General features: G+C 61.4%; 29 protein-coding genes. 18 read left to right on the top strand and 11 right to left on the bottom strand.

Annotated features, from left to right (window positions below; genetic code table 11):
- The first annotated feature begins 83 nt into the window (after nt 1-83).
- Both CD175_RS03530 and CD175_RS03525 read left to right on the top strand, forming a co-directional pair.
- A complete protein-coding gene (locus tag CD175_RS03530) occupies nt 84-491 on the top strand; it encodes a response regulator (protein WP_104447685.1) in 408 nt (135 codons plus the stop codon).
- A 60-nt stretch (nt 492-551) separates the two neighbouring features.
- Nucleotides 552-1,214: an HAD family hydrolase gene (locus tag CD175_RS03525; RefSeq protein WP_104447684.1), complete on the top strand. Its 663-nt coding sequence runs from the start codon at nt 552-554 to the stop codon at nt 1,212-1,214.
- Between the two features lie 105 nt (nt 1,215-1,319).
- Here CD175_RS03525 and CD175_RS03515 read toward each other — a convergent pair whose 3' ends face one another.
- Nucleotides 1,320-1,979 carry a methyltransferase family protein gene (locus CD175_RS03515; protein WP_104447682.1) on the bottom strand — a complete coding sequence of 220 codons (660 nt, stop codon included), beginning with the start codon at nt 1,977-1,979 and terminating at the stop codon, nt 1,320-1,322.
- A 123-nt stretch (nt 1,980-2,102) separates the two neighbouring features.
- A complete protein-coding gene (locus tag CD175_RS03510; protein ID WP_104447681.1) occupies nt 2,103-3,050 on the bottom strand; it encodes a GlxA family transcriptional regulator in 948 nt (315 codons plus the stop codon).
- A 123-nt stretch (nt 3,051-3,173) separates the two neighbouring features.
- On the opposite strand from CD175_RS03510, the gene CD175_RS03505 reads away from it, so the two are divergent.
- Both CD175_RS03505 and CD175_RS03500 read left to right on the top strand, forming a co-directional pair.
- Nucleotides 3,174-3,965 carry an SDR family NAD(P)-dependent oxidoreductase gene (locus tag CD175_RS03505; protein ID WP_104447680.1) on the top strand — a complete coding sequence of 264 codons (792 nt, stop codon included), beginning with the start codon at nt 3,174-3,176 and terminating at the stop codon, nt 3,963-3,965.
- A gap of 101 nt (nt 3,966-4,066) precedes the next feature.
- Nucleotides 4,067-5,059, top strand: a complete 993-nt coding sequence (locus CD175_RS03500) for a pyridoxal-phosphate dependent enzyme (protein ID WP_104447679.1) — start codon at nt 4,067-4,069, stop codon at nt 5,057-5,059.
- Here the strand turns inward: CD175_RS03500 and CD175_RS03495 are convergent.
- Nucleotides 5,053-5,373 (bottom strand): DUF2388 domain-containing protein, encoded by a 321-nt coding sequence (locus tag CD175_RS03495; RefSeq protein ID WP_007973734.1) that lies wholly within the window; start codon nt 5,371-5,373, stop codon nt 5,053-5,055. The two genes, CD175_RS03500 and CD175_RS03495, sit on opposite strands and share 7 nt — an antisense overlap.
- Nucleotides 5,374-5,514: 141 nt before the next feature.
- On the opposite strand from CD175_RS03495, the gene CD175_RS03490 reads away from it, so the two are divergent.
- On the top strand, nt 5,515-6,624 hold the full coding sequence (locus CD175_RS03490; protein ID WP_104447678.1) for an NAD(P)/FAD-dependent oxidoreductase: 1,110 nt from the start codon (nt 5,515-5,517) through the stop codon (nt 6,622-6,624).
- Between the two features lie 72 nt (nt 6,625-6,696).
- A complete protein-coding gene (locus tag CD175_RS03485; protein ID WP_104447677.1) occupies nt 6,697-7,293 on the top strand; it encodes a DinB family protein in 597 nt (198 codons plus the stop codon).
- Here the strand turns inward: CD175_RS03485 and CD175_RS03480 are convergent.
- Complete coding sequence (locus CD175_RS03480) at nt 7,214-8,134, bottom strand: LysR substrate-binding domain-containing protein (RefSeq protein ID WP_104447676.1); 921 nt, start codon at nt 8,132-8,134, stop codon at nt 7,214-7,216. The genes CD175_RS03485 and CD175_RS03480 overlap by 80 nt on opposite strands.
- A gap of 258 nt (nt 8,135-8,392) precedes the next feature.
- Here CD175_RS03480 and CD175_RS03475 point away from each other — a divergent pair, with 258 nt between their 5' ends.
- A complete protein-coding gene (locus tag CD175_RS03475; RefSeq protein WP_104447675.1) occupies nt 8,393-11,140 on the top strand; it encodes a C2H2-type zinc finger protein in 2,748 nt (915 codons plus the stop codon).
- Between the two features lie 240 nt (nt 11,141-11,380).
- Here CD175_RS03475 and CD175_RS03470 read toward each other — a convergent pair whose 3' ends face one another.
- Nucleotides 11,381-12,277 carry a LysR substrate-binding domain-containing protein gene (locus CD175_RS03470; RefSeq protein ID WP_104447674.1) on the bottom strand — a complete coding sequence of 299 codons (897 nt, stop codon included), beginning with the start codon at nt 12,275-12,277 and terminating at the stop codon, nt 11,381-11,383.
- Between the two features lie 222 nt (nt 12,278-12,499).
- Here CD175_RS03470 and CD175_RS03465 point away from each other — a divergent pair, with 222 nt between their 5' ends.
- Genes CD175_RS03465 through CD175_RS03455 form a run of 3 tightly spaced genes read left to right on the top strand, consistent with a single transcriptional unit; the run spans nt 12,500 to nt 14,752 of the window.
- Entirely contained in the window at nt 12,500-13,516 is a 1,017-nt protein-coding gene (locus tag CD175_RS03465) for an aldo/keto reductase (protein WP_104447673.1), read from the top strand.
- Nucleotides 13,517-13,518: 2 nt separating this feature from the next.
- Entirely contained in the window at nt 13,519-14,316 is a 798-nt protein-coding gene (locus CD175_RS03460; RefSeq protein ID WP_104447672.1) for an SDR family NAD(P)-dependent oxidoreductase, read from the top strand.
- Nucleotides 14,317-14,341: 25 nt separating this feature from the next.
- Nucleotides 14,342-14,752: an SRPBCC family protein gene (locus CD175_RS03455; protein ID WP_104447671.1), complete on the top strand. Its 411-nt coding sequence runs from the start codon at nt 14,342-14,344 to the stop codon at nt 14,750-14,752.
- Nucleotides 14,753-14,840: 88 nt separating this feature from the next.
- Here CD175_RS03455 and CD175_RS03450 read toward each other — a convergent pair whose 3' ends face one another.
- Nucleotides 14,841-16,244, bottom strand: a complete 1,404-nt coding sequence (locus tag CD175_RS03450) for a sensor histidine kinase (protein ID WP_104447670.1) — start codon at nt 16,242-16,244, stop codon at nt 14,841-14,843.
- A complete protein-coding gene (locus CD175_RS03445; RefSeq protein ID WP_020796732.1) occupies nt 16,222-16,905 on the bottom strand; it encodes a response regulator transcription factor in 684 nt (227 codons plus the stop codon). The genes CD175_RS03450 and CD175_RS03445 overlap by 23 nt, the downstream gene beginning before the upstream one ends.
- A gap of 592 nt (nt 16,906-17,497) precedes the next feature.
- On the opposite strand from CD175_RS03445, the gene CD175_RS03440 reads away from it, so the two are divergent.
- Complete coding sequence (locus tag CD175_RS03440) at nt 17,498-18,427, top strand: hypothetical protein (RefSeq protein WP_104447669.1); 930 nt, start codon at nt 17,498-17,500, stop codon at nt 18,425-18,427.
- Between the two features lie 245 nt (nt 18,428-18,672).
- Here the strand turns inward: CD175_RS03440 and CD175_RS03435 are convergent, their stop codons facing one another.
- A complete protein-coding gene (locus tag CD175_RS03435; protein ID WP_104447668.1) occupies nt 18,673-19,278 on the bottom strand; it encodes a glutathione S-transferase in 606 nt (201 codons plus the stop codon).
- A gap of 381 nt (nt 19,279-19,659) precedes the next feature.
- Between CD175_RS03435 and CD175_RS03430 the strand changes: the two genes are divergently transcribed.
- The 3 genes from CD175_RS03430 (at nt 19,660) to CD175_RS03415 (ending at nt 22,384) form a co-directional block, all read left to right on the top strand.
- Nucleotides 19,660-20,064, top strand: coding sequence for a TraR/DksA family transcriptional regulator (locus tag CD175_RS03430; protein WP_007935965.1), 405 nt, complete (start codon nt 19,660-19,662; stop codon nt 20,062-20,064).
- A 235-nt stretch (nt 20,065-20,299) separates the two neighbouring features.
- The gene (locus CD175_RS03425; protein WP_420849083.1) at nt 20,300-21,907 is read left to right on the top strand and encodes a methyl-accepting chemotaxis protein; all 1,608 of its coding nucleotides are present in this window, start codon (nt 20,300-20,302) and stop codon (nt 21,905-21,907) included.
- Nucleotides 21,908-22,180: 273 nt separating this feature from the next.
- Nucleotides 22,181-22,384 carry a hypothetical protein gene (locus CD175_RS03415; protein WP_102701451.1) on the top strand — a complete coding sequence of 68 codons (204 nt, stop codon included), beginning with the start codon at nt 22,181-22,183 and terminating at the stop codon, nt 22,382-22,384.
- A 5-nt stretch (nt 22,385-22,389) separates the two neighbouring features.
- Here the strand turns inward: CD175_RS03415 and CD175_RS03410 are convergent, their stop codons facing one another.
- From CD175_RS03410 to CD175_RS03400, 3 genes are all read right to left on the bottom strand, one after another.
- A complete protein-coding gene (locus CD175_RS03410) occupies nt 22,390-22,626 on the bottom strand; it encodes a DUF2789 domain-containing protein (protein ID WP_104448070.1) in 237 nt (78 codons plus the stop codon).
- Nucleotides 22,627-22,758: 132 nt separating this feature from the next.
- Nucleotides 22,759-22,989, bottom strand: coding sequence for a hypothetical protein (locus tag CD175_RS03405; RefSeq protein ID WP_007973761.1), 231 nt, complete (start codon nt 22,987-22,989; stop codon nt 22,759-22,761).
- Nucleotides 22,990-23,150: 161 nt separating this feature from the next.
- Nucleotides 23,151-23,399 carry a hypothetical protein gene (locus tag CD175_RS03400; RefSeq protein ID WP_104447666.1) on the bottom strand — a complete coding sequence of 83 codons (249 nt, stop codon included), beginning with the start codon at nt 23,397-23,399 and terminating at the stop codon, nt 23,151-23,153.
- A gap of 434 nt (nt 23,400-23,833) precedes the next feature.
- Here CD175_RS03400 and CD175_RS03395 point away from each other — a divergent pair, with 434 nt between their 5' ends.
- The 4 genes from CD175_RS03395 (at nt 23,834) to CD175_RS03380 (ending at nt 26,171) form a co-directional block, all read left to right on the top strand.
- Nucleotides 23,834-24,283: a hypothetical protein gene (locus CD175_RS03395; RefSeq protein WP_172435400.1), complete on the top strand. Its 450-nt coding sequence runs from the start codon at nt 23,834-23,836 to the stop codon at nt 24,281-24,283.
- Nucleotides 24,283-24,486: a hypothetical protein gene (locus tag CD175_RS03390; RefSeq protein WP_104447665.1), complete on the top strand. Its 204-nt coding sequence runs from the start codon at nt 24,283-24,285 to the stop codon at nt 24,484-24,486. The genes CD175_RS03395 and CD175_RS03390 overlap by 1 nt, the downstream gene beginning before the upstream one ends.
- Before the next feature lie 118 nt (nt 24,487-24,604).
- Nucleotides 24,605-25,618: an ABC transporter substrate-binding protein gene (locus CD175_RS03385; protein ID WP_104447664.1), complete on the top strand. Its 1,014-nt coding sequence runs from the start codon at nt 24,605-24,607 to the stop codon at nt 25,616-25,618.
- Nucleotides 25,619-25,733: 115 nt separating this feature from the next.
- Nucleotides 25,734-26,171 carry a DUF3995 domain-containing protein gene (locus CD175_RS03380; protein ID WP_104447663.1) on the top strand — a complete coding sequence of 146 codons (438 nt, stop codon included), beginning with the start codon at nt 25,734-25,736 and terminating at the stop codon, nt 26,169-26,171.
- The last annotated feature ends 71 nt before the right edge of the window (nt 26,172-26,242 follow it).

The raw sequence follows: 26,242 nt of genomic DNA, 5'->3' as shown, positions 1-26,242 counted from the left end.
CCGCGGTCTGCGCTGCTCATACCTTTATAGGCAGCGGATCCAATTCCGCGAAATCATTGAGGCAATCAGGGAGCGACACGGTCATGAGTCGAGTACCGACGGCGGACGGACATCGTCCTGGCGGGTTGATTCTGGTGGTCGAGGACGACCCGCTGATCCTGGAGTTTCTCTGTGAGATTCTTCAGGAGGAGGGGTTTGTCGTCGAGCCGCACATCAGTGCAGACGCGGCAGCGATCTATCTGGAACAGCATGCGCCGCAGGTGGGCATGCTGCTGACAGACATCACCATGCCCGGCACCCTCAATGGCGCGGACCTCGCCAACCAGTTCGGCGATCGCTGGCCGGACAAGCCGATCATGATCATGTCCGGCTTCGAAACTCCTGAAAGCTCAGGCGTGCGGCACGCGGTCTCGTTCATCAAAAAGCCCTGGATGATTGGTGGGCTGCTCGATTGTGTGAGCCAGACCTTCAAGTCCAAACGACTCAACTGAGCCGTTCGCAGATGCTACATTGCCGGGCAAATCCGTCCGGCAGCTGCGAGGTTCCTTTCCTTGTCCGATCACCCTGTATTCAACTCGACTTACCGTGCCTTTCTGTTCGACATGGACGGCACCGTCCTGACGTCCATTGCCGCTGCCGAGCGGGTCTGGACCACCTGGGCCGTGCGCCATGGGGTCGATGTCGAGTCCTTCCTGCCGACCATTCACGGCGCCCGCGCCATCGACACCATCAGGCGCCTGGGCTTGCCCGGGGTGGATGCCGAGGCCGAAGCCGCGTGGATCACCGAAGCGGAAATCGACGACGTCGACGGGGTATACGAAGTGGCGGGCGCGGCGGATTTTCTCAAGTCACTGCCAGCTCATCAGTGGGCCATCGTCACCTCCGCCCCACGGGAGCTGGCGTTGCGGCGGATGGCGGCGGCGGGGATTCCCGAACCTGAGGTTATGGTGACTGCTGAGGACGTCACGGTCGGCAAGCCTGACCCCGCGGGGTATCGACTCGCGGCCCGACGCCTGGGCGTGGAGCCTGGGCAGTGCCTGGTTTTTGAAGATGCCACGGTGGGGATTCTGGCGGCTGAAGCGGCGGGGGCGGATTTGGTGATTGTCACGGCGACCCATGAGCAGCCGATCGAGACATTGCATGGGACCTTGGTTGACTATGACCGGGTCCGGGTTCAGGTGGATGCCGAAGGTCTGCGCCTGCACGCCGTCTAATGTGGGAGCGGGCTTGCTCGCGAAAGCGGTGTGTCAGGCAATACAGATGTCGACTGACACACCGCTTTCGCGAGCAAGCCCGCTCCCACAGGGTCCTGCGTTGCTTCAGTAAAGTCCCGGAACCAACCGCCAGGTGCGGGCGCAATAGGCTTCGTATTCGCTGCCGAACTGCGCCCTGAGCAAGGCCTCTTCCGAGTGTATCCGGGCAATCAGCGGGATCAGGGTCAACGCCGCCAGCAGTAGACCGACCCCCGAGCGAAACGCCAGCGCCCAGCCCACGGCGATGACCATCATCCCCAAGTAACTGGGGTTGCGCAGGCGCCGGTAAATGCCCTCGGTGACCAGTCGATGCCCCGGCTGGATCGCCACCAGCCCGCTGAAGCGCTTGCCCAGCACAAATACCGGCCACAACCGCAGCGCGCCGCCCGCGATGAACAACAGTGCCCCGAGCCAGCGCACGCCTTCACCTCCAAACGTCCAGAAATCGATGCGGTCGGTATAGGCCGGCAGAAAGCCGCTCAGCACGCCGATCACACCGAAGACCGGGAGGACCCAGCGATTGGCCCGGTCTTCGCGTTCTCCCGAACTCAGGTTGACCTCGGTGAACAGCGATGCGACGGCCATGACCAGGGTGGCCAGGGCAATGACGACCAGTGAGCCGTGGCTGAAGTAAGCCGCGAAACCGCCCAGTGCCCAGATCGCCAGGGCGAGGTAGGCGAGGGTGCTGACGATGGCGAAAAACGCCAGTTTGGCCGAGATTTTCATCACTACCTCATACGCGCAATAGAACCTCCCTTCATTGTAGGAGCTGCGATGCGTCCGACTTGCCAGCGATGGCATTTCCAGACTCAACACATCTTTCTGAGGCTATCGCCGGCAAGCCGGCTCCTACACGAGCATATCCGCCCGCGCATTGCGCCGGATCACCTGGGGCGGTTGTCCGAACACCCGCAGGAAGGTCTCGCGCATGCGTCGGCGGTCAGTGAACCCGGTTTCCAGGGCGATCTGGTCGAGGGTCAGGCGTCCGCGCTCGAGCAGCTGTCGCGCCGCTTCCAGACGCAGGTTCTCGATGGCCTTGGCCGGAGATTGCCCGGTTTCGGCGCGAAACGCCCGGCTGAATTGCCGGGGGCTGAGGTTGGCCACTTGTGCCAGTTGTTCCACCGAAAGGGGCTGGGCGAGGTGTTCCCGGGCGTAGCCGAGCACGGTCTGGATGCGGTCGGATTTCGGCGCCAGTTCCAACAGCGCCGAATGCTGCGACTGGCCGCCGGCGCGGCGGTGGTACATCACCAGTTTCTGCGCCACGGCCCGGGCCAGCTCGGCGCCGTGGTCCTTTTCCACCATCGCCAGTGCGAGGTCGATACCCGCGGTCATGCCGGCGGACGTCCAGATCGAACCGTCGATCACGTAGATGCGATCCGCCTCGACATTGATCGCCGGAAACCGCGCCTGCAGTTCCCGGGCGTAGGCCCAGTGGGTGGTGGCCCGCCGTCCGTCGAGCAAGCCGGCCTGGGCCATGACGAACGCCCCGGAGCAGATCGACGCCGTGCGGCGCGCGCTGTGGATGCTGGCCTTCAGGTAGCCCAGCACGGCCTCGGGCGCCTGTTCGACGATCGAATCGCCGCCGACCACGATGACCGTGTCGAACACGCGCCCGTCGAAGGCCTCGGTGCAAACGCTCAAGCCACCCGAGGCGCGCAGGGTGTGACCGTTTTCCGACAGCACGCGTACGTCATACAGGGTCTGTGCGGCACTGAAATTGGCGTATTCGAACACCGGCATGGCGGCCAGCGCCATGGACTGGAAACCCTCGAAAACCACGAACGCCACGCTGATCATCGGCCTGTCCTCAAACGGTATGTCCGAAAAACGTACTTTAAACGTCATTTGAGACGGGCGTAAGTCCCTTTATAACGGACGGCACCCGGCGAATCTCTCGCCTCACCCTAGAGGAATTGCACCATGGCTCTCTCATCCAAAGGCACTGCACTGATCACCGGCGCTTCTTCGGGCATCGGCGCGGTGTATGCCGACCGCCTGGCCCGCCAGGGTTACGACCTGATCCTGGTGGCCCGCAGCCGGGGCAGACTCAATGCCTTGGCCAACCATCTGAGCGACCAGACCGGGCGCACCGTGGAGGTGGTGGTCGCCGACCTGACGAACAAGGCGGATTCGCTGCGGGTCGAACAGATCCTGCGCAACGACGCCAGCATCACCTTGCTGGTCAACAACGCCGGGGTCGGTGGCGTCATGCCGCTGCTCGCCAGCCCCGTGGACGACATGGAAGCGATGGTCAGCCTCAACGTGACGGCGTTGATGCGCCTGGCCTACGCCGCTGTACCCGGCTTCGTTGCCCGGGGCGCCGGCACCGTGATCAATATCGCCTCAATCGTCGCCATCGCCCCGGAAATCCTCAACGGCGTGTACGGCGGGACCAAGTCGTTCGTCCTGGCCCTGAGCCAGTCGATGCAGCATGAACTGGCGGACAAAGGCATACGCGTCCAGGCGGTGTTGCCGGGGGCGACCGCCACCGATTTCTGGAGCGAGGCCGGCAACCCGGTGGAAAACCTGCCGCAGGAGATCGTGATGTCCGCCGAAGACATGGTCGATGCCGCGCTCGCTGGCCTGGCGGCCGGTGAAACGGTGACCATCCCGGGCCTGCACGATGGCGGCCAGTGGGATCGTCACGAAGCCCAGCGCAAGACGCTGTCCGGGTTGTTTGGCAACAGCGTGGCGGCGCCGCGTTATCGCTGAGACTGTCCCCGGACCGGGTGAACTAAACTTGCATGAGAGGACCGTTCACCGCTGGCTCGTCGACTTGTTCGGCGAGCCGGTGGCGTGTAACAGGAACCGACATGCTTCATATCCGCACACCTTTGATCCTGCACCCCGGCCTGTCGACCCCGACCCGCCGTATCTGGCTGAAACTGGAAAATCTGCAACCTGGCGGCTCGTTCAAAATACGCGGCATCGGCTTGCTGTGCAGCCGGGCGGCGCAGCAGGGCAAGCGCAAGGTGGTCTGTCCCTCCGGCGGTAACGCGGGACTGGCCACGGCCATGGCCGCCGCCTGCCTGGGGCTCAAGGCCTGCATCGTGGTGCCGCACACCACCCCGCACAGCACCCGGGCGCGGATCAGCAAGACCGGCGCCGAGGTGATCGAGCACGGCAAAGTCTGGGACGAAGCCAATCAATGGGCCCGGGAACTCGCCCAGGACCCACGCAGCGAATTCGTGCCGGCCTTCGACCACCCGGTGTTGTGGGAAGGGCACAGCACGATGGTCGATGAGATCCTTGCCGACTGCCCGCCAGTGGATGTGCTGGTGGCATCGGTGGGCGGCGGTGGCTTGCTGGCCGGGCTGCTCACCGGGCTGATTCGTCATCGGCACACCGATTGCCGCATCGTCGCCTGCGAAACCGAAGGCGCGGCGTCATTTGCCGCGGCGGTGGCGGCCGGGCACCCGGTCAGACTGCCGAAAATCGACACGGTCGCTACGTCCCTGGGGGCCGCGCAAGTGGCCGCCTGGCCGGTCAGGCACATCGACGATTTCCCCTATGAGTGCGTGGTGCTCAGTGATGATGAGGCGATCATGGGCGTGGTGCGTTACGCCAATGATTTGCGTCAGCTGGTCGAGCCGGCGTGCGGCGTTTCATTGGCGATCGCCTACCTGGATCACCCGGCGATTGCCGACGCCCATGACGTGGTGATCGTGGTGTGCGGCGGGGTGAGTATCAACGCGCAGCTCGTGGCCGGGTGGGCACGCATGTCCACTGGCACGCACGCAAGGCAGGGCTGGAAACGCTATCCCGGTGTCACAAGCCCTACCGCTGGCGATGACGGTCTTCAGTGATCGGTGGCAACGCCTTCCTGGACGAGGATGGCACGGGCCAGGTCTTCGTCGCTTGCGTTATTGAGGGCGGGATTGTCCTGACGGATTTTTTTCAATACCGCTTCCAGATAAGCACCACGAATCGCACCGCCGCTGGCGACGAAGCTGGAGGCGTCATCGCGGGCGGGAATCATGAGTTTGTGGTCTTTGAACGTTGAGTACAGCGAGGCGGAAACCCCGGCGGAAGTGGCGACGTCACCGGCATCCACTTTGGCCAGAGCCGAACCTGCGGGCAAACAAAGTACCAGTGCAGAGATGATAAATAGGCGGCGCATGACGGTATCCTCCGACTGCATGAAGCATAAGGGATGTATCACATAGTTTAGGATACGTGGCAGTCGACGAGAGTTCCGTGACGTCTGTGACGAGAGCTGCGAGGCATTGTCGGCGAGAACCGGTATGGGAGGGCGGGGTCGTTGAACGTCGATATTCAAAGCGTGGTGATTGGGGCCGGCGTCGTCGGGTTGGCGGTGGCCAGGTGCCTGGCCATGAGCGGGCGGGACGTGCTGGTGGTCGAGGCCGGGACGGGCATCGGCACGGGCATCAGCTCGCGCAACTCGGAAGTGATTCATGCCGGTATCTATTACCCGGAAGGCAGCCTCAAGGCGCAACTGTGCGTGGACGGCAAGCAGCGTCTTTACGCTTTTTGCGATGAGCACGCCGTTGAATACCGGCGCGTCGGCAAGCTGATCGTGGCCACCGATGCGCAACAGCAATCGGCGTTGCAGCGTCTGTTGGAGCAAGGGCGGCTTAATGGTGTCGATGACCTGCAATGGCTCGACAGCGCACAGGCCCGGGAGCTTGAACCGGCGTTGTCCTGCGTCGCGGCACTGTGGTCGCCCTCCACCGGCATCGTCGATTCCCACGGGCTGATGCTGGCACTTCAGGGCGACGCCGAGCAGTTCGGTGCGACGTTGGCCTTGCACACGCCGTTGCTGTCGGCCCTGTGCATCGACCAGGGTTTCGAGCTGCACATGGGCGGCAGCCAACCCATGACCCTGCGCTGCCGCGAAGTGATCAACTGCGCGGGGCTGTCCGCTCCGGAGGTGGCGCGCGCTATCGTCGGCCTGCCTGAACAGTGCGTTCCCCAGGCGCATCTGTGCAAGGGCAGCTATTTCAGTTTCAGCGGCCGGGCACCCTTTCGGCACCTGGTGTATCCGGCCCCGGAGAGTGCGGGACTGGGCGTGCACATGACCCTGGACCTGGGCGGCCAGGCGCGCTTCGGGCCGGATGTCGAATGGGTCGAGCACATTGATTACCGCGTCGAACCCCGTCGGGCCGAGGGCTTCTATCAGGCGATCCGCCGTTATTGGCCGGGTTTGCCGGACAACAGCCTGCAACCGGCCTACAGCGGCATTCGCCCGAAAATCAGCGGACCGACCGAGCCGGCCGCCGATTTTCTCGTCAGCGGATGCGCCGAACATGGCGTGCCGGGGCTGGTGAATCTGTTCGGCATCGAGTCACCGGGGCTGACCAGTTGCCTGGCGCTTGCCGAGTACGTGGTGAAACGCCTCGACGACCGATGATCAGTGCTGGCCCTGCCTTGTGGGCATCGGGTCTATGCTAGGGAGTGCGCTTACTGCCATCGGAGACCTCTGATGATCACCGTACGCACTGCCTGCCTGCTGGCCGATTACAAACGCTGGGCCAATCAACGTCTGTTTGACAGCCTTGCGGCACTTCCCCCGGGCGAAGTCAAAAAACAACGGGTGTCGGTGTTCAACAACATGATCGGCACCCTCAATCATGTCTACGTGGTGGATTGCATCTGGCGGGCGCACCTTGAAGGCCGGGGACATGGCTTCAAGACCTCGCACGATCTGTTGCATGCCGACCTGTTCGAACTGCGCCAGGCGCAAAAAGAGATCGATCGCTGGTACTGCGACTGGAGCGCCCGGCAAACCGATGCCTCCCTGGACAAGCCTGTGGAGTTCACCTTTGTCTCGGGCGAAAGTGGCACCATGAGCGCCGGCGCGATGCTGATGCATGTGGTCAACCACGCCAGCTATCACCGTGGCTGGGTGGTGCAGATGTACTTCGAGATTCCGGCCATGCCACCGGTGACCGACATGCCGGTGTACCTGCGCGAATCCGAGCCGGTGCTCCTGCAGTCGATCAATGCCCCGACGGTGGCGCCGCCATGTGCTGTGCAATTTTCGAGCGCAACCAGCGTTCTGCCGGATCGTTATCGTTGACCCCGTTCCAGACCATCGACAGTTCGGACAGGTTGATCTCAAAGGGCGCATCGTCTGCCCGTAACTGGTTGCTGCCTTCGATCAGCGCACTGGCCGCGTAATCCGGTACGGTGGCGAGCATATCAGTACCCGCCAGCAACGCCCGCAAACCCGCGAACTGTGGCACCGCCAGCACCACCCGGCGCGAACGGCCGATGCGGGCCAGGTCATTGTCGATGGCACCGCTCAGATCCCCGGAAAACGACACCAGTGCGTGAGGGCGTTCGCAGAACTCGTCGAGGGTCAACGGACCGGGACGGTCATCGCCGCGCAGGATCTTTACACTCAGGTCGCGCAGTTTCTTGCGCTTGGCGTTGGCTGGTAATTCCGTGGTGTAGCTGATGCCGACGGAAATCTCGCCGCTGGCCAGCATCGACGACATCAGCAGGAAATTCACCCGGCGCACCACCACCACAACGTTCTGCGCCTCCTCGCGAATCTGCTTGAGCAGCGGCGGAAACAGCCCGAACTCGGCGTCGTCGGACAAGCCGATGCGAAACACATCGCGACTGGTGGAGGGCTCGAAATCCTTGGCCCGGCTGACCGCCCCGGAAATGGTGTCCATCGCCGGCTGCAATTCCTTGAGAATCTGCAACGCCCGCGGGGTCGGCTCCAGGGTTCGACCGTTGCGCACCAGCAACGGGTCGTCGAACAGATCGCGCAACTTGGCCAGCGACGCACTGACAGCGGGTTGACCGAGGAACAGCTTTTCCCCGGCCCGGGTCAGGTTCTTCTCGAACATCAGGGTTTCGAAAATCACCAGCAGGTTCATGTCCACGCGGCGCAGGTCGTTGCGGTTCATGCCGGGGTTCTCGGTGGGATTTTGAGTCTTCTCAGTAAAGCACCAAACCCTGTAGGAGCGAGCCTGCTCGCGATGGCGGAGTGTCAGGCGCCAGGTATGTTGGCTGTCATCGCGGGCAAATCGGATCGGCGCACCGCCGCTCCCACAAGGTTATTGGGTATTCCTTACCTCTGTGTCTGGCGTTGACCCCTCACCGGCAAGCGACACCTGTTATTTCTGTCAGTAGTCAGCGCTACTTCCGCGTGCTACTTAAGCGGCATGAACAACCTCGGCCTGCACAGCCATACACCCAGCCTTGCGGTCGTCGACCCGCGAGGTCTGGCGGTGCGCGCTGTTGCCTACTGCCGTTCCGAGGTGGGCCAACCGGCTCAGCCGCATATCAGCCGGACGGCGTTCGATCCCGTGGGCCGTGAAGTCGAGCGTTGCGATCCCAGGCTGTGGGATCAGGGCCTTGGGCCAAATCGCGTGTCCCTTCACAGCGTATCGGGGGTCGAGTTGCTGCGCACCAGCGTCGATGCCGGGTGGGTGCTGGCGCTGCCGGGGCAGGCTGCTCAAACGTTGGAGCGCTGGGACAGCCGAAGCCATCAGCAACGCGACTACGATGAACAACTGCGCCCTGTCGTCATTACCGAGCGACTCGGCGGGGAGGCGCCGCGGGTGGTCGAGCGTTTTCTCTACGGCGACCCCGGCGGCAGTGCCCGCAACCAGTGCGGGCAATTGATCCGCCACGATGACCCGAGCACCACCCGGCACATGCCCGATTACGACCTGCACGGTAACCCTTTGCTGGAAACCAGCCACTTCCTGCAGTCCCTGGAGCCGGCGAACTGGCCCGCGGACGTCGAGGCCCGTGACGCCCTGCTCGAAACCGCGCCGGGTCTGGACAGTCGCTGGAGCCATGACGCGTTGGGCGAGGTCGTGACGCAAACCGATGCCCTGCTTAACCGCCGGCGTTTGCGTCGCACCTGTGCCGGCCAGTTGCAGGCGGTGTACTTGCAGCGGGCGGGGGGCGATGAGGTGCAACTGGTGGGTGACATTCGCTACAGCGCCGGTGGTCAGGTGGAACAGGAAACGGCGGGTAACGGGGTGATCACCTGCGCCGTGTTTCGAGCGGAGGACGCACGTCTGCAACGCTTGAGCGCCGGCCTGCCCGGACAGCCGTGGCACCAGGATCTGCAGTATGACTACGACCCGGTTGGCAATGTCGTGCGCATCGCTGACCTGTCCAAAGCCACGCGCCATTTCAAGAATCAGCGTGTCGACCCGGTCAGCACTTATGGCTACGACAGCCGCTATCGCCTGGTCAGCGCCACCGGGCGGGAGGTCCTGCGCGCGGCCAATGATCCCGCTGCGCTGGTCAACTATCGCGAAGAATACGATTACGACGCGGGCGACAATCCGTTGGAACTTCGGCACCTGGGCGTGCAAGCCTTCACCCGGCGTTGGGCCGTGGCGGCGCAGAGCAACCGCAGCCTGATCCGTCACGACGGCGACGGTCCGCCAGACTTTGCCCGGGCATTCGATGGCAACGGCAACCAGGCCGAGTTGTTGCGCGGTCAGTCGATGCACTGGGATGCACGCAACCAGCTGAGCCAGGTGACCCCGGTCACCCGCGAAGACGCGCCGCACGACACCGAGCTGTACCGCTACGGCGGTGGCGGCAAACGCCTGCGCAAGGTGCGCTGCGCACTGACCTCAGGCCGTACGGTGATCAGCGAAGTGCGCTACCTGCCCGGTGTGGAGATCCACCGAGGCGCCAACGGCCGGGAGCACCACGTGATAGCCGTCGAGGCCGGGCGCAACAGCGTGCGCTTGCAGCATTGGGTGGGCCCACCGCCGTCCGGTGTCGACAATGATCACTTGAGTTACAGCCTCAACGATCATCTGGGTTCGAGCCTGCTGGAACTGGATGAGCGGGGCGCGGTGTTGAGTGATGAAGGCTATCTGCCGTTTGGCGGCCGGGCCTGGTGGGTTGCGCATGACGGGGCCAAGGCGACGTACAAGACGCGAGGGTATTCGGGCAAGGAACGCGATGCGACCGGGCTGTATTACTACGGTTATCGGTATTACGCCGAGTGGCAGCACTGCTGGATCAATCCGGACCCGGCGGGGGAGGTGGACGGGTTGAACCTGTACTGTTTTGTCGGGAATTCGCCGCTGCGGTATGCGGACGGGGATGGGCGGGGGAAGGAGGACAGAGATGGGCGGGAGGAGGAGGTCTCAGTACCGGAAATGCTGGGATTCATCGAATCGCTCGCGGAAGACTTTGCGCGAGGCGACGCAAATGCTCGTGCTGTTGTCGAGTCGCTTCGAACCCCCGCAGCGGAATTTCTACATCTGATCAATAGTTTTCCGGAGCAGGGATCACCTGAGATCGATGTAATGGTTCAGTTTGACGATCTACTCGACATATTGAAACGTGACCCGATGGGAACCTTGCCTGTTCTTTTCGTGCCTTTCGGGATGCGGACGGATGCACCTGGCGTTATTTGGGCGGAGCATGGAGTTCAAATCTTAAACCTCAACCCTCAACCTCGGCTGCGGCTTACGGGGCCGATGCGTGCCGATAGTCATAGACTGAGCTGTCCGTATTGTGGCAGGGATTTTACACACACTGGAAATTTTGAGGGCCACAAACGGACCCACACCGGAGAAAAACCTTTCATATGTAGGATTTGCGGCAAAGATTTTACACGCGCTGGAGGTTTGACGGCCCACGAACTAACCCACACCGAAGAAAAATCTTTCCAATGTACGACTTGTGGAAAAAGTTTGAAAACGGCCACAACTTTGAGGCGCCACGAACTAACCCACACCGAAGATAAACCCTTCAGATGTTCGACTTGCGACAAAAAGTTTATACAGCGCAATGATTTGAAGCTCCACGAACGAACACACACCGGAGAGCGACCTTTCAAATGTACGACTTGTGATAGCACTTATATCCATCGCAGTAGTTTAAAAGCCCATCAGCAGCAGTGGCACGCCGGGACAAACCCGTACTAGTTCGAAGAAATCCGGGCACGAAAGTTCTGCCCCATCAGTGCTGCCCCATCCAATTAAACGCCCCCTTGCGCCTGCAGGTTGGTTCAAGGAGGCCACCGTCCGCGACAAAAAAGGCGCAGCAACTCCGGAGTTTGACCGATCGAGTTGATCCAGAGACCTGCCGGCTACCTGACAATGCGCGGTGACAGGTTTTGGGGCCGCTGCGCGACCCGGCGGGAGCAAGCTCCCTCGCCACAGGTTTCAATCAATCGATTCTGGTTCCGTCAGCACCTTCCTGAAGGTCTCCACCAACGGTCGCAAATTGATCCGGTGCCACGCCGCCCACAGCGGTCGGGTGAGGGAAATCCACGGCACTTCCCGCAGCACCACGCCCGGCGGTGCGTTGCGGCTCAAGCCTTTCTGGATCATGGCGATGCCCAGTCCCGAGGCCACCAGTGCCATTGCGGTGAACGGGCCGGTGGCTTCCATGCGGATATCCGGGGTGAAGCCGGCGCGGATGCAGGCGCTGACGAAATTTTCGCGGCTGGCGACATTCTGGTGTTGCACGCCAATCCACTCCTGACCGGCGAGGTCTGCCGGGGTCAGCACGGTCTGCTGTGCCAGCGGATGGTGCTCGGGCAGGGCCAGCAGCATCGGGTCGTCCAGCACCTGGAAGCCCAGCAGGTCCGGGTCGTCTTCGGTCGGTGGTTCGCTGACCAGGGCGATGTCCAGGCTACGCTGGCGCAAGCCTTCGAGTTGTTCGGCCGAGCGCAGGTTGTACAGCGCCACGTGGACGTTCGGGCGGTTGACCCGCAGCACGCGCAAGGCATTGGGCAGCACGCCGGCGTGCATGGCATTTTCGATGTAGCCGATGCACAGGCCGCCTTCCTCGCCGCGCCCCAGGCGTTTGCCGAGGGATTCCAGGCGATTGGCGTGGGTCAGCAGGGCGCGGGTTTCGGCGAGGAAAGTCTGGCCGTCGCGGGTCAGACGGATGCGTTGCTGGCTGCGCTCGAACAGGGTCAGGCCCAGGCGCTCTTCGAGCTGGGCGATCTGCCGGCTCAGGGGCGACTGGGAAATGTGCAGGCGTTCGGCGGCGCGCCCGACGTGTTCTTCCTCGGCGACGGCGACGAAGTAGCGCAATTGGCGGATGTCGATCATGTCAGACCTTCAGGGACTCAAGTGCTGCACATTATGTCTTGGACGGTCCGATACTCGCAATCTAGGATCGGCTCAACGGTCACCTGCAACGAGGTGACCCTCTGTAGGAGCCGGCTTGCCGGCGATAGCGGTTCGTCAGGCGACACCTGCTTCGGCTGTTCCGGCGCCATCGCCGGCAAGCCGGCTCCTACAGGTTGACCTGATACTCAAGAGGACTCATTCATGAGCTTGAAAGACAAACTGCCCGGCGCGCTGGGCTTGGGCACCGCACCACTGGGCAACATGTTCCGCGCCATTCCCGAAGACGAGGCGATGGCCACCGTCCATGCCGCCTGGGACGCCGGTGTCCGTTACTTCGATACCGCGCCGTTCTACGGTTCCGGCCTGTCGGAAATTCGCCTCGGCGCCGCTTTGGCCCGCTACAACCGCGACGACTATGTACTGAGCAGCAAGGTCGGCCGGGTGATCCTCGATGAAGTCGAAGACACCGCCGCCCGTGACTTGGGCGAGAAGAGCGGGGTGTTCGAGCACGGCCTGCCGAACAAAATCGTCAACGACTACAGCGCCGACGCGACCCTGCGCTCCATCGAAGACAGCCTCAAGCGCCTGCAAACCGATCGCCTGGACATCGTCTGGGTCCACGATATCGCCCAGGATTTCTATGGCGACCAATGGCTGGAGTACTTCAACCAGGCCCGCACCGGCGCGTTCAAAGTGCTGACACGCTTGCGCGAAGAAGGCGTGATCAAGGGCTGGGGCCTGGGCGTGAACAAGGTCGAACCCTGCGAGCTGACCCTTGATCTGAGCGAGGCGCAACCGGACGGTTTTCTGCTGGCGGGTCGCTACACTCTTCTCGACCATGATCGCGCCTTGCAGCGTTTGATGGACGCCGCCCTGGCGCAGCATGTCGAAATCGTGGTCGGCGGTCCTTACAGCTCGGGCATCCTGGCCGGTGGCGCGCACTTCGAATACCAGCAGGCCAGCCCGGCGATCATCGACAAGGTCGAGCGGATCAAGCGTATCGCGGCGGCCCATGGCGTCGACGTCAAGGCCGCAGCCTTGCAGTTTTCGCTGGCTAACCCGGCAGTCGCCGCGGTGATTCCGGGTTCCAGCCGTCCGCAGCGGATTGCCGAAGACGTGGCCGCGTTGTCGGCGGTGATTCCCGCTGCTTTCTGGCAGGCGTTGCGTGAGGCGAAGCTGGTTTCCGAGCGCGCGCCCTTGCCCCTCACTGGAGCTTGAACATGAAGATTGATCTGAGCGCAAAACTGGCAATCGTCAGCGGCAGTACCGCCGGCATCGGCCTGGGTATCAGCCAGACACTGGCCGAGGCGGGCGCCACGGTGGTGGTGATCGGCCGCGATACGGCCAAGGTCGAGCAGGCACTGGCGAGCATCCGTCAGCGTGTTCCAGCTGCGCAATTGCGTGGCGTGACCGCAGACCTGGGCACCGCCGAAGGCGCCGAAAAACTGTTCGCCGCCGAACCACGGGCCGACATCCTGGTGAACAACCTCGGGATCTTCAATACGGTGGATTTCTACGACGCCCCGGACAGTGAGTGGACGCGCTTCTACGAGGTCAACGTGATCTCCGGTGTGCGCCTGTCCCGGCACTACACACCGGGCATGGTCAAGCAGGGTTGGGGGCGGGTGATCTTCCTGTCTTCGGAATCCGGCGTGGCGACACCGGCGGACATGATCAACTATGGCGTGACCAAAAGCGCCAACCTGGCGGTGTCCCATGGCCTGGCCAAACGCCTGGCCGGCACCGGGGTGACGGTCAACGCGATCCTGCCCGGCCCGACCTTTACCGATGGCCTGGAAGACATGCTCAAGGATGCCACGGCCGAATCCGGACGCAGCGCCCGGGACGAAGCCGATGCGTTCGTGCGCAAGGCCCGGCCGACGTCGATCATCCAGCGCGTGGCGGACGTCGAGGAGGTTGCCAATCTGGTGGCCTACATCGCTTCGCCGTTATCCTCGGCCACCACCGGTGCTGCCTTGCGGGTCGACGGCGGTGTCGTCGACAGCCTGGCCATCTGAACCTTATTGATTGGAGAAAGCATTCATGGCAACTGCAACAGCCTTCATCGACATCCCGGCTTCGGCCGATCAGGTCTGGCAATTGATTGGCGGGTTCAACTCGCTGCCGGACTGGCTGCCGTTCATTCCCAGGAGCGAGCTCAGTGACGGCGGGCGCGTGCGCAGCCTGCAAACGGCGGATGGCGCGGTGGTGATCGAACGCCTGCAAACCTTCGACAACGCGGGCCGAACCTACAGCTACTCGATTGAGCAGGCACCGTTTCCGGCGACTGATTATCTGGCGACGATCAAGGTCGAGACGCAAGGCGAGGGCGCGCGGGTGACCTGGTCCGGGCGGTTTGAACCGGTGGGCGTGAGCAATGAGGAAGTGGAGGCGTTGTTTACCGGGATTTATTCCGGCGGACTGCAAGCATTGCGGGCCAACTACCCGGGTTGAGATTTTTAAAAGATCGCAGCCTTCGGCAGCTCCTACAGGGTTATGTGTACACCTGTAGGAGCTGCCGCAGGCTGCGATCTTTTGGTTTTCAAGTCTGCGCTATCAAGCTTTCCCGACAATCAAGCACCAGCTGCGCGCCACCCAGTTCGCTGCTGCCCACCTCCAGCGTAAATCCGTGCAGGCTGACAATCGCCGCGACGATGGACAGTCCCAGCCCGAAGCCGGTCTTTTGATTGCCGACCTCGGCGCGATAGAAACGCTGGAATACCGCTTCACGCTCCGCCTCGGGAATGCCGGGGCCTGAGTCGAGCACTTCGATCCGTGTATGCCCGCCAGCATTGACCCCGCGCAGGATCACCGCCCCACCGGGCGGGGTGAATTTGATCGAGTTGCTGAGCAGGTTCGCCACAGCTTCGAACAGCAGCGCCCGGTCGCCATTGAGAGGTGGCAATGACGCGGGCAGGTGCAGTTGGAAAACCAGGCCGTCGTCTTCCGCCAGGGGCAGGTAGAACTCATGCAGTTCCTGCAGCAACGCCACGGGGTCCAGTTGCACGAAACCGGAGCGGCGCCGGCGATCTTCCAGTTCGGAAATTCGCAGCAGGCCACGGAAACGCGCCATCAGCGTATCGGCCTCGGCCAGCACCAGGTCCAGTTGCATGGCCTGCGGCGAGCCTTCGCCGGCTTGCTGCTGCATGCGGTAAAGCTGCGCGCGCAGACGGGTCAGGGGCGTGCGCAGGTCATGGGCGATGTTGTCGCACACGCCCTTGACCTCGTGCATCAGGCGCTCGATGCGCTCGAGCATGGCGTTGACGATGGCGGCGAGCATGTCCAGTTCGTCACGCCGATTGGACAGTGGCAGACGCCGGCTCAGGTCGCCAGCGACTATGGCTTCGGCACTGGCCTGGATCCCGCGGATGCGGCGCAACGGCCGGCGCCGCAGCAGATACCAGCCGACGATGCCCGGCAGGATGGTCAGGGTCACCCCCCAGAACAACGCGTGAAGAATGATGCGGGTCACGGCGAACAGCGAACCGTTGTCGCGCACCAGCACTAGCCAGCGGCCGTCGAGGGTGCGGGTCGCCACGGCGTCGCAACTGTCGGCGGGCAGCGTCTGGTCATCATCGCCGCCGGAGGCATCGCAGTCACGCAGCATGTGGATCTTGCCATCGAGCGGCAGGCCGTCCGGAATGTAGCGCAGGGCGCCACTGAGGTAACGGTGCCGGGCATCGAACAGGCCGTAGGCGTCGATGCCGCGGATGTCGAAGGTCATGCTGACGGCGAGGGCGTCCACCAGTTGCTCGCCCGAGAAGCGCGAAAACAGGTGCTGGCGCTGCATCAGTGAATGCTTGGCCAGGTTGTCCAGGTAGGCGGAAACCTCGTAGTACATGACCCCCATGAGGATCCCGCTCCAGATCACGAACAGCGAACTGTAGAGCGCCAGCAAACGGCTGCTGGAAGAGCGCCAGCCTTTAGACGGGTTCGGCAATGACATAACCGGAGCCTCGCACGGTCCGAATCAGTGGGACATTGCCAGGCGGGTCGATTTTCTTGCGCAGACGGCCGATGTGTACGTCGATCAGGTTGGTGCCGGGGTCGAAGTGGTAACCCCAGACTTCTTCGAAAATCATCATCCGCGAGAGGATTTGCCCGGTATTGCGCATCAGGAACTCCAGCAGTTTGTACTCGGTGGGCAGCAGCGTCAGCAGTTGACCGTCGCGGCTCGCTTCGTGGCTGATCAGGTTCAGCTCCAGGTCCGCCACCCGCAGCGTGGTGGCCTGGGCGGTCACGGTGTTCTGCCGGCGCAGCAGGACTTCGACCCGGGCGGCCATTTCATCGGTGGCGAAGGGTTTGGTCAGGTAGTCGTCGCCGCCGGCGCGCAAGCCGCGCACGCGTTCATCGACGTCGGACAGTGCGCTGATCATCAGGATCGGTGTCGCCACGCCCATGGTCCGCAGCGTGGTGACGATCGCCAGTCCATCGAGTTCGGGCAACATGCGGTCGAGGGTAATCAGGTCATAGTTGCCGCTCACCGCACGCTCCAGCCCTTCACGGCCATTGTCGACCCAGTCGACGTCGAGGCCGTGGCTACTCAGTTCGGCGACAATTTCCCGGGCGGTCACGGCGTCGTCTTCGATGGTCAAGATGCGGGTCATAAGGCTGGCCTGATTTGCAGTTCAATACGAAGTTGCGAGCATTTTGCCAAGAAAAAACCGCGAGTTAATAAATTAACTTTCATCTGGACGGGGTCGCTTCACGCATTCCCGGGGAATTGTAGGAGCCAGCCTGCTGGCGATGGACTCACATGCGCCGCGTTTATCCAGTTCACACGCGTCATCGTTAACGACCATCGCTGGCAGGCCAGCTCCCACAAAAGACCGCAATTGTAGGAGCCAGCTTGCTGGCGATGGACTCAAGTGCGCCGCGTTAATCCAGTTCACACGTGTAATCGTTAACGACCATCGCTGGCAAGCCAGCTCCTACAAAAGGCCGCGTCCTAATCGAAAAACCGGTGAAAGCCCCGAAAAAGGTTGTCTGACTCCCCAGTGGCAATAAAAGCTACAAATAACCAATGCATAAAACCCGTTGGATCAACCTGTTCCTTGCAGTTTGCATGGGTCCGGGAAGTTCAAACTTTCTAAGCGATTGAAGCGCAACGATTTATTCAAAGTGCGTGACTGGCACGGTGACTGCAATTCCTTCCTCGAAGAGTTGTAACACCATCTTTCTGCCTGGAGCGATACAACTATGAATAGATCCTCTGATGGTTTCTATCGCGCCATGGACGAGTCAACCACGCTGTCCGGCGTGTCCTGGGGAGCGATTTTCGCGGGTGCCGCTGCCGCGGCGGCGTTGTCGCTGATCCTGGTGTTGCTCGGCTTTGGCCTGGGTTTTTCGGCGGTCTCGCCTTGGGCCAATGAAGGTGTGAGCGCCAAAGGCCTGGGGATCTCGACCATTGTCTGGCTGGCCTTCACCCAGATTGTCGCTTCGGGACTTGGCGGTTACATCGCCGGGCGACTGCGGGTGAAGTGGGCGTACATGCACGGCGATGAAGTTTACTTTCGCGACACGGCCCATGGTTTTCTGGCCTGGTGCGTGGCGACGCTGGTGACGGCCACGCTGGTCGCCGGGTCGGTCAGCAGTCTGGTCGGCGGTGGCGTGCAGGCCGGGGCGAACCTGGTCGGCGGTGCGGCCAGTGCCGCGACGCAAGCCGTGGGCACTGCGGCGGGCAATACCCAAGGCGATGAGTACGGTTACTTCGTCGACAGCCTGTTCCGTGATGATCGCCCGGTTGCCGTCAGCGATGATGCGGCCCGGGGCACCGTCACCCGGATCTTTGTGCGTTCCCTGAACAGGGGTGAACTGGCCGCCGAAGACCGGACTTACCTGGCGCAACTGGTCGCGCAGCGGACCAACCTCACTCAGGCCGACGCCGAACGTCGTGTCGATGAGGTCTATGCCCGCACCCAGAAAGCCGTGGCCGACGCCAAGCTGGCCGCTCAACAAGCCGCTGACACTGCTGCGAAAGTGGCTGCGTGGACCACGCTGTGGATGTTCGTTGCGCTGCTGGCCGGTGCGTTCTTCGCCAGCCTCGCCGCAACCTTCGGCGGTCGTCGTCGGGATGCGGTGGTGTATCTGGAAACCGATACCTACGTCACCGCTGCACCGATTCGTTAATCCAGGAGAACTACCATGCGTTCATTACTGCTGTTCTTTCTCGGCGTGCCGATCCCGATCATCATTTTGATTGCGTTGTTTGTGCATTGATTCGACTGCCGCTTCTGCCTTTGGGTGAAGCGGCGCTTTTGCTTAAGCCATCGCGAGCAAGTCGGATCGCCGCACCGTCGCTCCCACAGAAAAGCGTGATTCCCTGTGGGAGCGAGCTTGCTCGCGATGGCGGTCGATGAGGCGAAATGAATCCGTCAGTCAATCGGCGTACTGACAAACACCTCAAGCCCTTCGGCATACGCCGTGAACGCGGCAATTCGCGGAAACTGCGCGGCACTCACCTGATCCGGCACCACCAGGTTGGTAAAGCTCCAGGCAACCGCCAGCGTGATGCCGTCCTGCTCGATCGCACCCTCAGTCTTCAGCGGCTGCCTTTCCAGCTCCCGCTCCAGCGCCGAATAGGCCGCCACCAGTTGTCCCTCGACCCGCTGTACCCAAGGCTCGAATTGAATTTCCGCCGGCCGCAGGTTGCGCTCGTAGTAAAGCTGCACGGATTTTTCGCTGGCGGCCAGCGCCAGGCCGATCAGGCGCAACGCGCGCAGGCGCTGAGCCGGTTCGACGGGCATCAGGCTGTTATCGGCGAGGGTTTCCAGGTAGTCGATGATCAGCGTCGAGTCCATCAACACCTCACCGTCATCCAGCACGAGCGTAGGCGCCTTGACCACCGGGTTGATCTGCCGGAATTGTTCGAAGTGGCGGAATACCGAGACCGATTGATGTTCCAGCGTGATTCCCAGGCATTTGGCAGAAATGGCGGCGCGCCTGACATAGGGCGAGTCCAGCATACCGATCAGCTTCATGGTCCTTTCCTTTATATGGCCATTTCGGGAGGGACAACCTTAGCTGAGGTTCGCAGCCATGCAAATGGCAGGGAAAAAGGCCGGGAAAATGGCCCGTGCAGGCCGTTTGTCTTCTATATACAGCCGCTCGATTGAATTTCTTGCTATAAACGCACTCCGATTACCGCCTCAAAGCCAGCCGTAGAGCATTTTCAGGGCTTTGTCGGACAAATTCGCTGTCTTTTCAGTTGCTGAGGCCTCAAGTCGGCCGTAGACTGCCGCCCCTCGTAAATTGAGTGCCGGGTGGCGCTTGGAACAAACGGCGCCTTTCCGATGGCCTGCCCAGGTCTGCCGGAACGCTCCCTTATTCGCCTTAATGCACGTTTTTTTATAGAGATATCAATGACAAAGGACAAGTTGCTGGCCATGCCGGCGGATGACTACATGAATGCCGAGCAACATGCTTTTTTCTCCGAGCTGTTGCAGAACATGAAAGTCGAAACCCATGAGCGCATCGAACAGAACCGCATCGCCATCGAAAGCCTGGACACCCCGGCCGATCCGGCAGACGCGGCTTCGGTCGAAGAAGAGCGCACCTGGCTGGTGAACGCGATCGATCGCGACCAGCGCATGCTGCCTCAGTTGGAACAAGCCCTTGAGCGCATCAAGGAAGACAGCTTCGGCTGGTGCGACGACAGCGGCGAGCCGATCGGCCTCAAGCGCCTGCTGATCAGCCCGACCACCAAGTACTGCATCGAAGCTCAAGAGCGTCACGAGCAAATCGACAAGCACCAGCGTCAGGCCTGATTCTGTGAGGCAGCCCTGTTAATCCCGGGCTGCCTGGAAAAGATCGCAGCCTTCGGCAGCTCCTACATTTGTTCCGTAGGTGCTGCTGAAGGCTGCGATCTTTGTTTTCTGCCGTCTGCGATTTCCCGATTCTTCTATTGATCTGCTGCAACGTTCGCGACTAAAGGCTCATGGATAATGGCCTTATGCTGGCGTTTAATGCGATGACAACAATTAGAAGTTTTGCGGGGTGACGATGATGACAAGAGACGGGTCTCTGGCTGCGGCAGTGCCTGCACCAGTGCTGTTGCCGAAAAACCGCTGGCTGACACCGACGCTGCAAAGCATCGCCCTGATGCTGTTGTTATGTGGCATGACGTTGGGCGGTGGGTCGCTCTACCTTGGCCTGCCCCTGGCCGTCCTGATCATCTGGCTGCCTCGCTTGCGTTCGCGTGCGACCCCACAGACGGTTTCCCCCGACAACCCCGATGCCATCGGCGAGTTGACTCGCGATCTTTCCTACACCACCAGCCATAACGCGCTTTCGGCCGCCGGGGTGGCGTTTTCGGTTCGGCAACTGGCGGAAAAACTGCAATCGCAACTCTCGGCGGCGGCACAGATTGTCAGCAACGCCGAGGTCATGATTACCACCGAACACGCCACCTCGCTGCTCAGTCGCCAGGCGCTGAGCGCCGCCAGTGAGGCTCATCAAAGCGGCGCGGTGGGGCGTACGGAACTGATCGAGTCCATTGCCCGCATGCATCAGCTCAGCCAACGCGCCAGCAACAGCCGTGAACTGATCGAAGCCTTGAGCCTGCGCAGCGATGATATCCAGCGCGTGACCCTGGTGATTCAGTCCATCGCCAGCCAGACCAACCTGTTGGCATTGAACGCCGCCATTGAAGCGGCGCGGGCGGGGGAGCACGGTCGCGGGTTTGCCGTGGTGGCCGATGAGGTTCGCGGGCTTGCCGCGCGCACGGCGACCGCGACGGGCGAAGTCGGCGAGATGGTGGCCGATATCCAGCAACGTACCGCACAGGTGGTTGAGCAGATCCGCCAACTGTCCAGCGACCTCGACACCGGCGTCGAGCAGGTCGAGCGCACGGGGCAGCATCTGGAGAACATTGCCCGTCTGGCGGCCAGTGTCGAGTCCCAGGTCGGGGAAATCGCCCAGGGCGCAGACACCAACCGTGAACAGCTTGACAGTCTGTTTCACGCCATCGAACAGATGCGCAGCGACCTGGCGGTCAGCGACCAGCAGACTCAGCGTCTGGCCCAGGCGGCGGTGCAAATGGAAGGGCAGGCCGAAACCATCAGCGAGCGACTGGCCGAGGTGGGGCTGGATGATTATCACCAGCGGATCTATGACCTGGCCCGGGAAGGCGCGAGCCGGATTGCAGAGCGTTTCGAGGCGGATATCGATGCCGGTCGAATCAGTCTGGACGATCTGTTCGACCGCAACTACCAGGTCATCCCCAATACCAGCCCGGCCAAGTTCCAGACGCGTTTCGACCGCTACACCGATCAGGTGTTGCCAACGATCCAGGAACCCTTGTTGCCGCGTCACGAAGGATTGGTGTTCGCCATCGCCTGCACCCAGCAGGGTTATGTGCCGACCCACAACCATGCGTTCAGCCAGCCGCTGACGGGGGACGCGCAGGTCGATGCCTTGCAGAACCGGACCAAACGCAAGTTCGCCGACCGCACCGGGATCCGCTGCGGCAGCCATCAGAAGGCCGTGCTGCTGCAAACCTATACCCGCGACACCGGCGAGTTGATGCACGATCTTTCGGTGCCGATCATGCTCAAGGGCCGGCATTGGGGCGGTTTGCGCCTGGGCTACAAGCCGGAAAAACCGCGCTAGAAACCCCGGGTTGCCGGGTAATGCTGTTCAACTGTAGGAGCGAGCTTGCTCCGGGCGGCGTTCCGACGATGGACTCAAGAGCGCCGCGTTTAGTCAGTAAACCCGCGGCATCGTTAACGACCATCGCGAGCAAGCTCGCTCCTACAGTGGATCGGGTTGCCGGGTGATTGTTACAAATCCTGCAACTGACCTGTGCAGCGTTTTGCTGTTTCCTCGCCGAAAATTTAACTAGCATGCCTATTAATTAGGTTGCTAATGAAATTCGAGGTCAGCATGCAAGGCAAAGTTGATGTCGCGGTCATGATCGGCAGCGGTGTGCCTGCCAATCTGCGCTCCATGGGGCGCAAGGTTTGCTGGGTGGTGTTGCTCAATGGCGAGCGCCGGGGCACGGCGTTTTCCAGTCGCGACGAAGCGGAGGAGTGCAGGGCTGCCTGGTTGGCGCAATTGAACGCCGAACGACCGGACAGCCTGCATTGAAGTGGTCAGTGGGTCTGATGCATGCGCAGGTTCAGGTCGTCGACCACCCGCGCCCAGTCTGCGTCTTCGCGTAGTTGTTCCTTGAGGAAGCCGGCCTGCTGCGGTGACCAGAACTCGGCGTCGATGAGCTTCTTGTTGTCGGGCAGGGAATGGCCGGCAATGAAGTCGTCGATCGCTTTCTGGCTCGAGTCCAGGCCGAGCTGGTCGAACAGGCCTTTCAAGTCGTGTGTCGGTGATTCCATCTTCATCTCCTTGCAGGTCATCAGTCGGGCCGAGGGGCGACGTGCGGTCTCCTGGTTTCGAGGGCGCCGCACGGGTGGAGTTCGATCACGATGTTCAAACGCAACAGAGAGCATAGACCGCCAATCCGGGTATCAGGCTTTCAGTGCCCCGGCATCGACCGCCGCCTTCAGTTCCCTGGCCGATTCCTGGGCCGCAATCGCAGCGACATCGGGGGTTTTGAACCAGCGATCTTTTTCGACCTGGTGATAGGTCACGGTCTTGAGCGGAGGTTTGGCGCGCATGACAATCACGGCCTGGAATTCACCCTCGACTTCTCTGGCTTCACCCCGGATAAAAAACTCGCCGATATCAAATTCCGTCACGTTGCAGACTTCCCCTGGAAATACATTGTTGTTGTCAACGCAATCCGATTGGTTACGGATTCGTTTTATTGGGCGGGCAGTATGGCAGTAGTTGCCCGTCGACGGCTGAGATAAGTCGACGGGCAGACCAAACGTCGATGAAAATGAGCGCGGCGGGGCTGTCAACCGTGTGATTCAAGGAACCGGGCGAGGGCGCAGGCTTCGTTATGATTGGCTCGGAAACCTCTTACACAGCCTGTAGAAATATCCTTGATGTGGAAGAAGGCAATGCCCGCCATCACCACCTGAAATCGCGGGCGGGGAGGGGCATCGGAAAGCGGTTCAGATCGGGCGAACGGTATCGGCTGCGAGATCGTTGCTGTTTCCGTGTCAGGCACCAAGGGATAGGCAAAGTGTGTCAGTGTGCGCATATGAAGTCCTTTTCATTGTTTTACCGACGTATGTACGTCGTTTTGGCTAGTCTCCAGGAGCATCGCTGCTCTAGAATCACCCTTACTGGCGGGTGAATGATGTTTATCTAAAGCAATTTTTTGCTGATGATATGTAGGAAATTTTTTTCTCTTGGTGAGATTTTTCCCCGAAGTTGATAGTCCATAATTTTCTGGCAGCAGGAAGGGCGTTTTCCTTCAGCCTGTGACGAACGCCAGTCAGGACGACGCGAGTGACGTTCCAGTAGTCTTCTCAAGCTTCGTGATGAATGAGTGCACTGCTCATTCAGGACTTCAATTCGGGTTCTCTGGCTACACCTTCGGCATTGCCGCTTTTTTGGCTGTGCGATTATTTTTCGCGTACGGCACCATTTTTCAGATGTGGGGATGTTTCCTTGGCAGTAAGTAATCTCGATATGCATGCCTTGTTCGTGCTGGGCGATTTGCGCGCAAAGCTGGTCAAGCAGTTTCAGTCACGTTTCGTTTACATCACCGAACAGAACGCTGAAGGCATCTACATTGCCGAAATCGACACCGAATCAGCCCTGGTGGTGGACGACAAACCCGGACTCAAACTCAAGGTCGGCGATCATTTCAGCGCGTCCGTGCTGCCCAGTCGCGAAGGCGGCAAGCTGGACATCAGGTTCCGCGACATCAAGCTGACGGTTTACGGCATTGGCGATTACGCCTTCGTGACCACGGCCGACGGTCAGGGGATCGTGTTCAAGGAAGGTCACAGCGTGGTGATGGTGTTTGCCGCCCACCAACAGTTGCAGGAAGGCCTGACCAAGACCCTCAAGGCCGTGACCGCCAAAGCGGCCAAGTGGCGCAAGGGCGAGCTGGTGACCTTCAAGGCCAGCGAATGATGACCCTGACCCGCGCCGACTTCCACGAACAGAACCTGGCCAGCGCTCAAGACGAAGCGCGGCGGCTGTTCGGGCAGAAGAAACTTCTGCAAGGAGCCTGGCTGAACTGGGTGGCGTCACAGCTTTACCAACTGCAACCGGCGCCATACGCCAGCATGGTCAGACGTGAGCTGACGCGTTTGCAGGAAACTTCCGAAAACTGATCCCCGCACCTCGAAATCAGGAACCTCTACTACAGTCATTGGACTGAGTATTCAGAGGCTTCGCGGTCTACTGCCAGGCCATCCTGCTATTGCTGTGAACAGCACGAGGTGCAAAAGCATGAACGGATTTCGACGGTTGCTGGCTGCTGTCCTGGCCACTTTCGGTTTGCTGGTGACACCCGCCCCGGTGTTTGCCGCCCAGGCGCCAATCCACTTCGCCGACTTGAACTGGGAAAGCGGCAGCCTGATTACCGATGTCCTGCGCATCATTGTCGAGAAGGGCTACGGGCTGCCCACCGATACCTTGCCGGGCACCACCATCACCCTGGAAGCCGCGCTGGCCAACAATGACATCCAGGTCATTGGCGAAGAGTGGGCCGGTCGCAGCCCGGTCTGGGTCAAGGCCGAAGCCGAAGGCAAAGTCGTCAGCCTCGGCGACACGGTCAAGGGCGCTACCGAAGGCTGGTGGGTGCCGGAATACGTGATCAAGGGCGACCCGGCCAAGGGCATCAAGCCGCTGGCGCCGGACCTGCGCAGCGTCAGCGACCTGCCGCGCTACAAAGACGTGTTCAAGGACCCGGAAGCCCCGACCAAGGGGCGTTTCCTCAACAGCCCTATCGGCTGGACCTCGGAAGTGGTCAACAAGCAGAAGCTCAAGGCGTACGGGCTGGAAGACAGCTACGTGAACTTCCGCAGCGGATCGGGCGCGGCCCTGGATGCAGAGATCAGTTCGTCCATTCATCGTGGCAAGCCAGTGCTGTTTTACTACTGGTCGCCCACGCCGTTGCTCGGCCGCTTCAAGCTGATTCAACTGGAAGAGCCACCGTTCGACGCCGAAGCCTGGAAGACCTTGACCGACGCCGACAACCCCAATCCACGGCCGACCCGTTCCCTGGCTTCGAAGCTGTCGATCGGTGTGTCCACTCCCTTCCAGAAGCAGTATCCGCAGATTGCCGAGTTCTTTGCCAAGGTCGACTTTCCGATCGACCCGCTGAACAAGGCGCTGGCCGAGATGAGCGAGAAACATACGCCGCCGCGCCAGGCAGCGCAGGCTTTCATGAAGGCTCACCCGGACGTCTGGCGGGCCTGGGTGCCCAAGGACGTGGCGGACAAAGTCTCCGCCGCCCTGTAGGCGCTGGCGCAGGCTGCAATCTTTTGATCTCGTCTGAAAAAGCAAAATCAAAAGATCGCAGCCTGCGGCAGCTCCTACAATGTTCTGTTCAAATCCCTTTCAAGGATTCCTGACCATGACCTTGCTGTTGGCTCAATGGCTGGTGACGATCTTCGCCGTGATCAGTCTGGTGCATGTGTATTGGGCGTTGGGTGGCGAGTGGGCGGCGGTGGCAGCGGTCCCGCAAGTACCGCAGGAGGGCAGCACAAAACTGCGACCGGCGTTCAAGCCTCGAGGCTGGATCACGCTGGTGGTGGCCGGGGCATTGCTGTTGATTGCCGTGCTGGTGTGCTGGCGGGTGGGTTGGTGCCTGCCACCCTTGCATCACTGGTCGTTGCAGTGGGCGATCAGCGCCATTGCGATCTTGCTGTTTGCCCGGGCCATTGGCGATTCGGAGCTGGTGGGCTTTTTCAAGGAGGTCAAGGGTTCGAAATTTGCCCGGCTCGACACCTGGGTTTATTCGCCCTTGTGTGTGGTGTTGGGGGCGGGGTTGTTGGCGGTGGCCTGGGTCTGATTGATCGACATTTCTTTAGTGACAGTACCGGCCTCATCGCGGGCAAGCCCGCTCCTACATTTTGACCTGTG

It is taken from the genome of Pseudomonas laurylsulfatiphila (genome assembly GCF_002934665.1).
Classification (GTDB): Bacteria; Pseudomonadota; Gammaproteobacteria; order Pseudomonadales; family Pseudomonadaceae; genus Aquipseudomonas; species Aquipseudomonas laurylsulfatiphila.
This window is presented reverse-complemented; position numbering and strand designations above follow the sequence as displayed.

Excerpts from the sequence above, each read along its gene's own strand:
- CD175_RS03530 (WP_104447685.1), top strand. The coding sequence starts at position 84 with ATGAGTCGAGTACCGACGGCGGACGGACATCGTCCTGGCGGGTTGATT.
- CD175_RS03515 (WP_104447682.1), bottom strand. The coding sequence starts at position 1,979 with ATGAAAATCTCGGCCAAACTGGCGTTTTTCGCCATCGTCAGCACCCTC.
- CD175_RS03510 (WP_104447681.1), bottom strand. The coding sequence starts at position 3,050 with ATGATCAGCGTGGCGTTCGTGGTTTTCGAGGGTTTCCAGTCCATGGCG.
- CD175_RS03505 (WP_104447680.1), top strand. The coding sequence starts at position 3,174 with ATGGCTCTCTCATCCAAAGGCACTGCACTGATCACCGGCGCTTCTTCG.
- CD175_RS03500 (WP_104447679.1), top strand. The coding sequence starts at position 4,067 with ATGCTTCATATCCGCACACCTTTGATCCTGCACCCCGGCCTGTCGACC.
- CD175_RS03495 (WP_007973734.1), bottom strand. The coding sequence starts at position 5,373 with ATGCGCCGCCTATTTATCATCTCTGCACTGGTACTTTGTTTGCCCGCA.
- CD175_RS03485 (WP_104447677.1), top strand. The coding sequence starts at position 6,697 with ATGATCACCGTACGCACTGCCTGCCTGCTGGCCGATTACAAACGCTGG.
- CD175_RS03480 (WP_104447676.1), bottom strand. The coding sequence starts at position 8,134 with ATGAACCGCAACGACCTGCGCCGCGTGGACATGAACCTGCTGGTGATT.
- CD175_RS03475 (WP_104447675.1), top strand. The coding sequence starts at position 8,393 with ATGAACAACCTCGGCCTGCACAGCCATACACCCAGCCTTGCGGTCGTC.
- CD175_RS03470 (WP_104447674.1), bottom strand. The coding sequence starts at position 12,277 with ATGATCGACATCCGCCAATTGCGCTACTTCGTCGCCGTCGCCGAGGAA.
- CD175_RS03465 (WP_104447673.1), top strand. The coding sequence starts at position 12,500 with ATGAGCTTGAAAGACAAACTGCCCGGCGCGCTGGGCTTGGGCACCGCA.
- CD175_RS03460 (WP_104447672.1), top strand. The coding sequence starts at position 13,519 with ATGAAGATTGATCTGAGCGCAAAACTGGCAATCGTCAGCGGCAGTACC.
- CD175_RS03455 (WP_104447671.1), top strand. The coding sequence starts at position 14,342 with ATGGCAACTGCAACAGCCTTCATCGACATCCCGGCTTCGGCCGATCAG.
- CD175_RS03450 (WP_104447670.1), bottom strand. The coding sequence starts at position 16,244 with ATGTCATTGCCGAACCCGTCTAAAGGCTGGCGCTCTTCCAGCAGCCGT.
- CD175_RS03445 (WP_020796732.1), bottom strand. The coding sequence starts at position 16,905 with ATGACCCGCATCTTGACCATCGAAGACGACGCCGTGACCGCCCGGGAA.
- CD175_RS03440 (WP_104447669.1), top strand. The coding sequence starts at position 17,498 with ATGAATAGATCCTCTGATGGTTTCTATCGCGCCATGGACGAGTCAACC.
- CD175_RS03435 (WP_104447668.1), bottom strand. The coding sequence starts at position 19,278 with ATGAAGCTGATCGGTATGCTGGACTCGCCCTATGTCAGGCGCGCCGCC.
- CD175_RS03430 (WP_007935965.1), top strand. The coding sequence starts at position 19,660 with ATGACAAAGGACAAGTTGCTGGCCATGCCGGCGGATGACTACATGAAT.
- CD175_RS03425 (WP_420849083.1), top strand. The coding sequence starts at position 20,300 with ATGATGACAAGAGACGGGTCTCTGGCTGCGGCAGTGCCTGCACCAGTG.
- CD175_RS03415 (WP_102701451.1), top strand. The coding sequence starts at position 22,181 with ATGCAAGGCAAAGTTGATGTCGCGGTCATGATCGGCAGCGGTGTGCCT.
- CD175_RS03410 (WP_104448070.1), bottom strand. The coding sequence starts at position 22,626 with ATGGAATCACCGACACACGACTTGAAAGGCCTGTTCGACCAGCTCGGC.
- CD175_RS03400 (WP_104447666.1), bottom strand. The coding sequence starts at position 23,399 with ATGCGCACACTGACACACTTTGCCTATCCCTTGGTGCCTGACACGGAA.
- CD175_RS03395 (WP_172435400.1), top strand. The coding sequence starts at position 23,834 with ATGCATGCCTTGTTCGTGCTGGGCGATTTGCGCGCAAAGCTGGTCAAG.
- CD175_RS03390 (WP_104447665.1), top strand. The coding sequence starts at position 24,283 with ATGACCCTGACCCGCGCCGACTTCCACGAACAGAACCTGGCCAGCGCT.
- CD175_RS03385 (WP_104447664.1), top strand. The coding sequence starts at position 24,605 with ATGAACGGATTTCGACGGTTGCTGGCTGCTGTCCTGGCCACTTTCGGT.
- CD175_RS03380 (WP_104447663.1), top strand. The coding sequence starts at position 25,734 with ATGACCTTGCTGTTGGCTCAATGGCTGGTGACGATCTTCGCCGTGATC.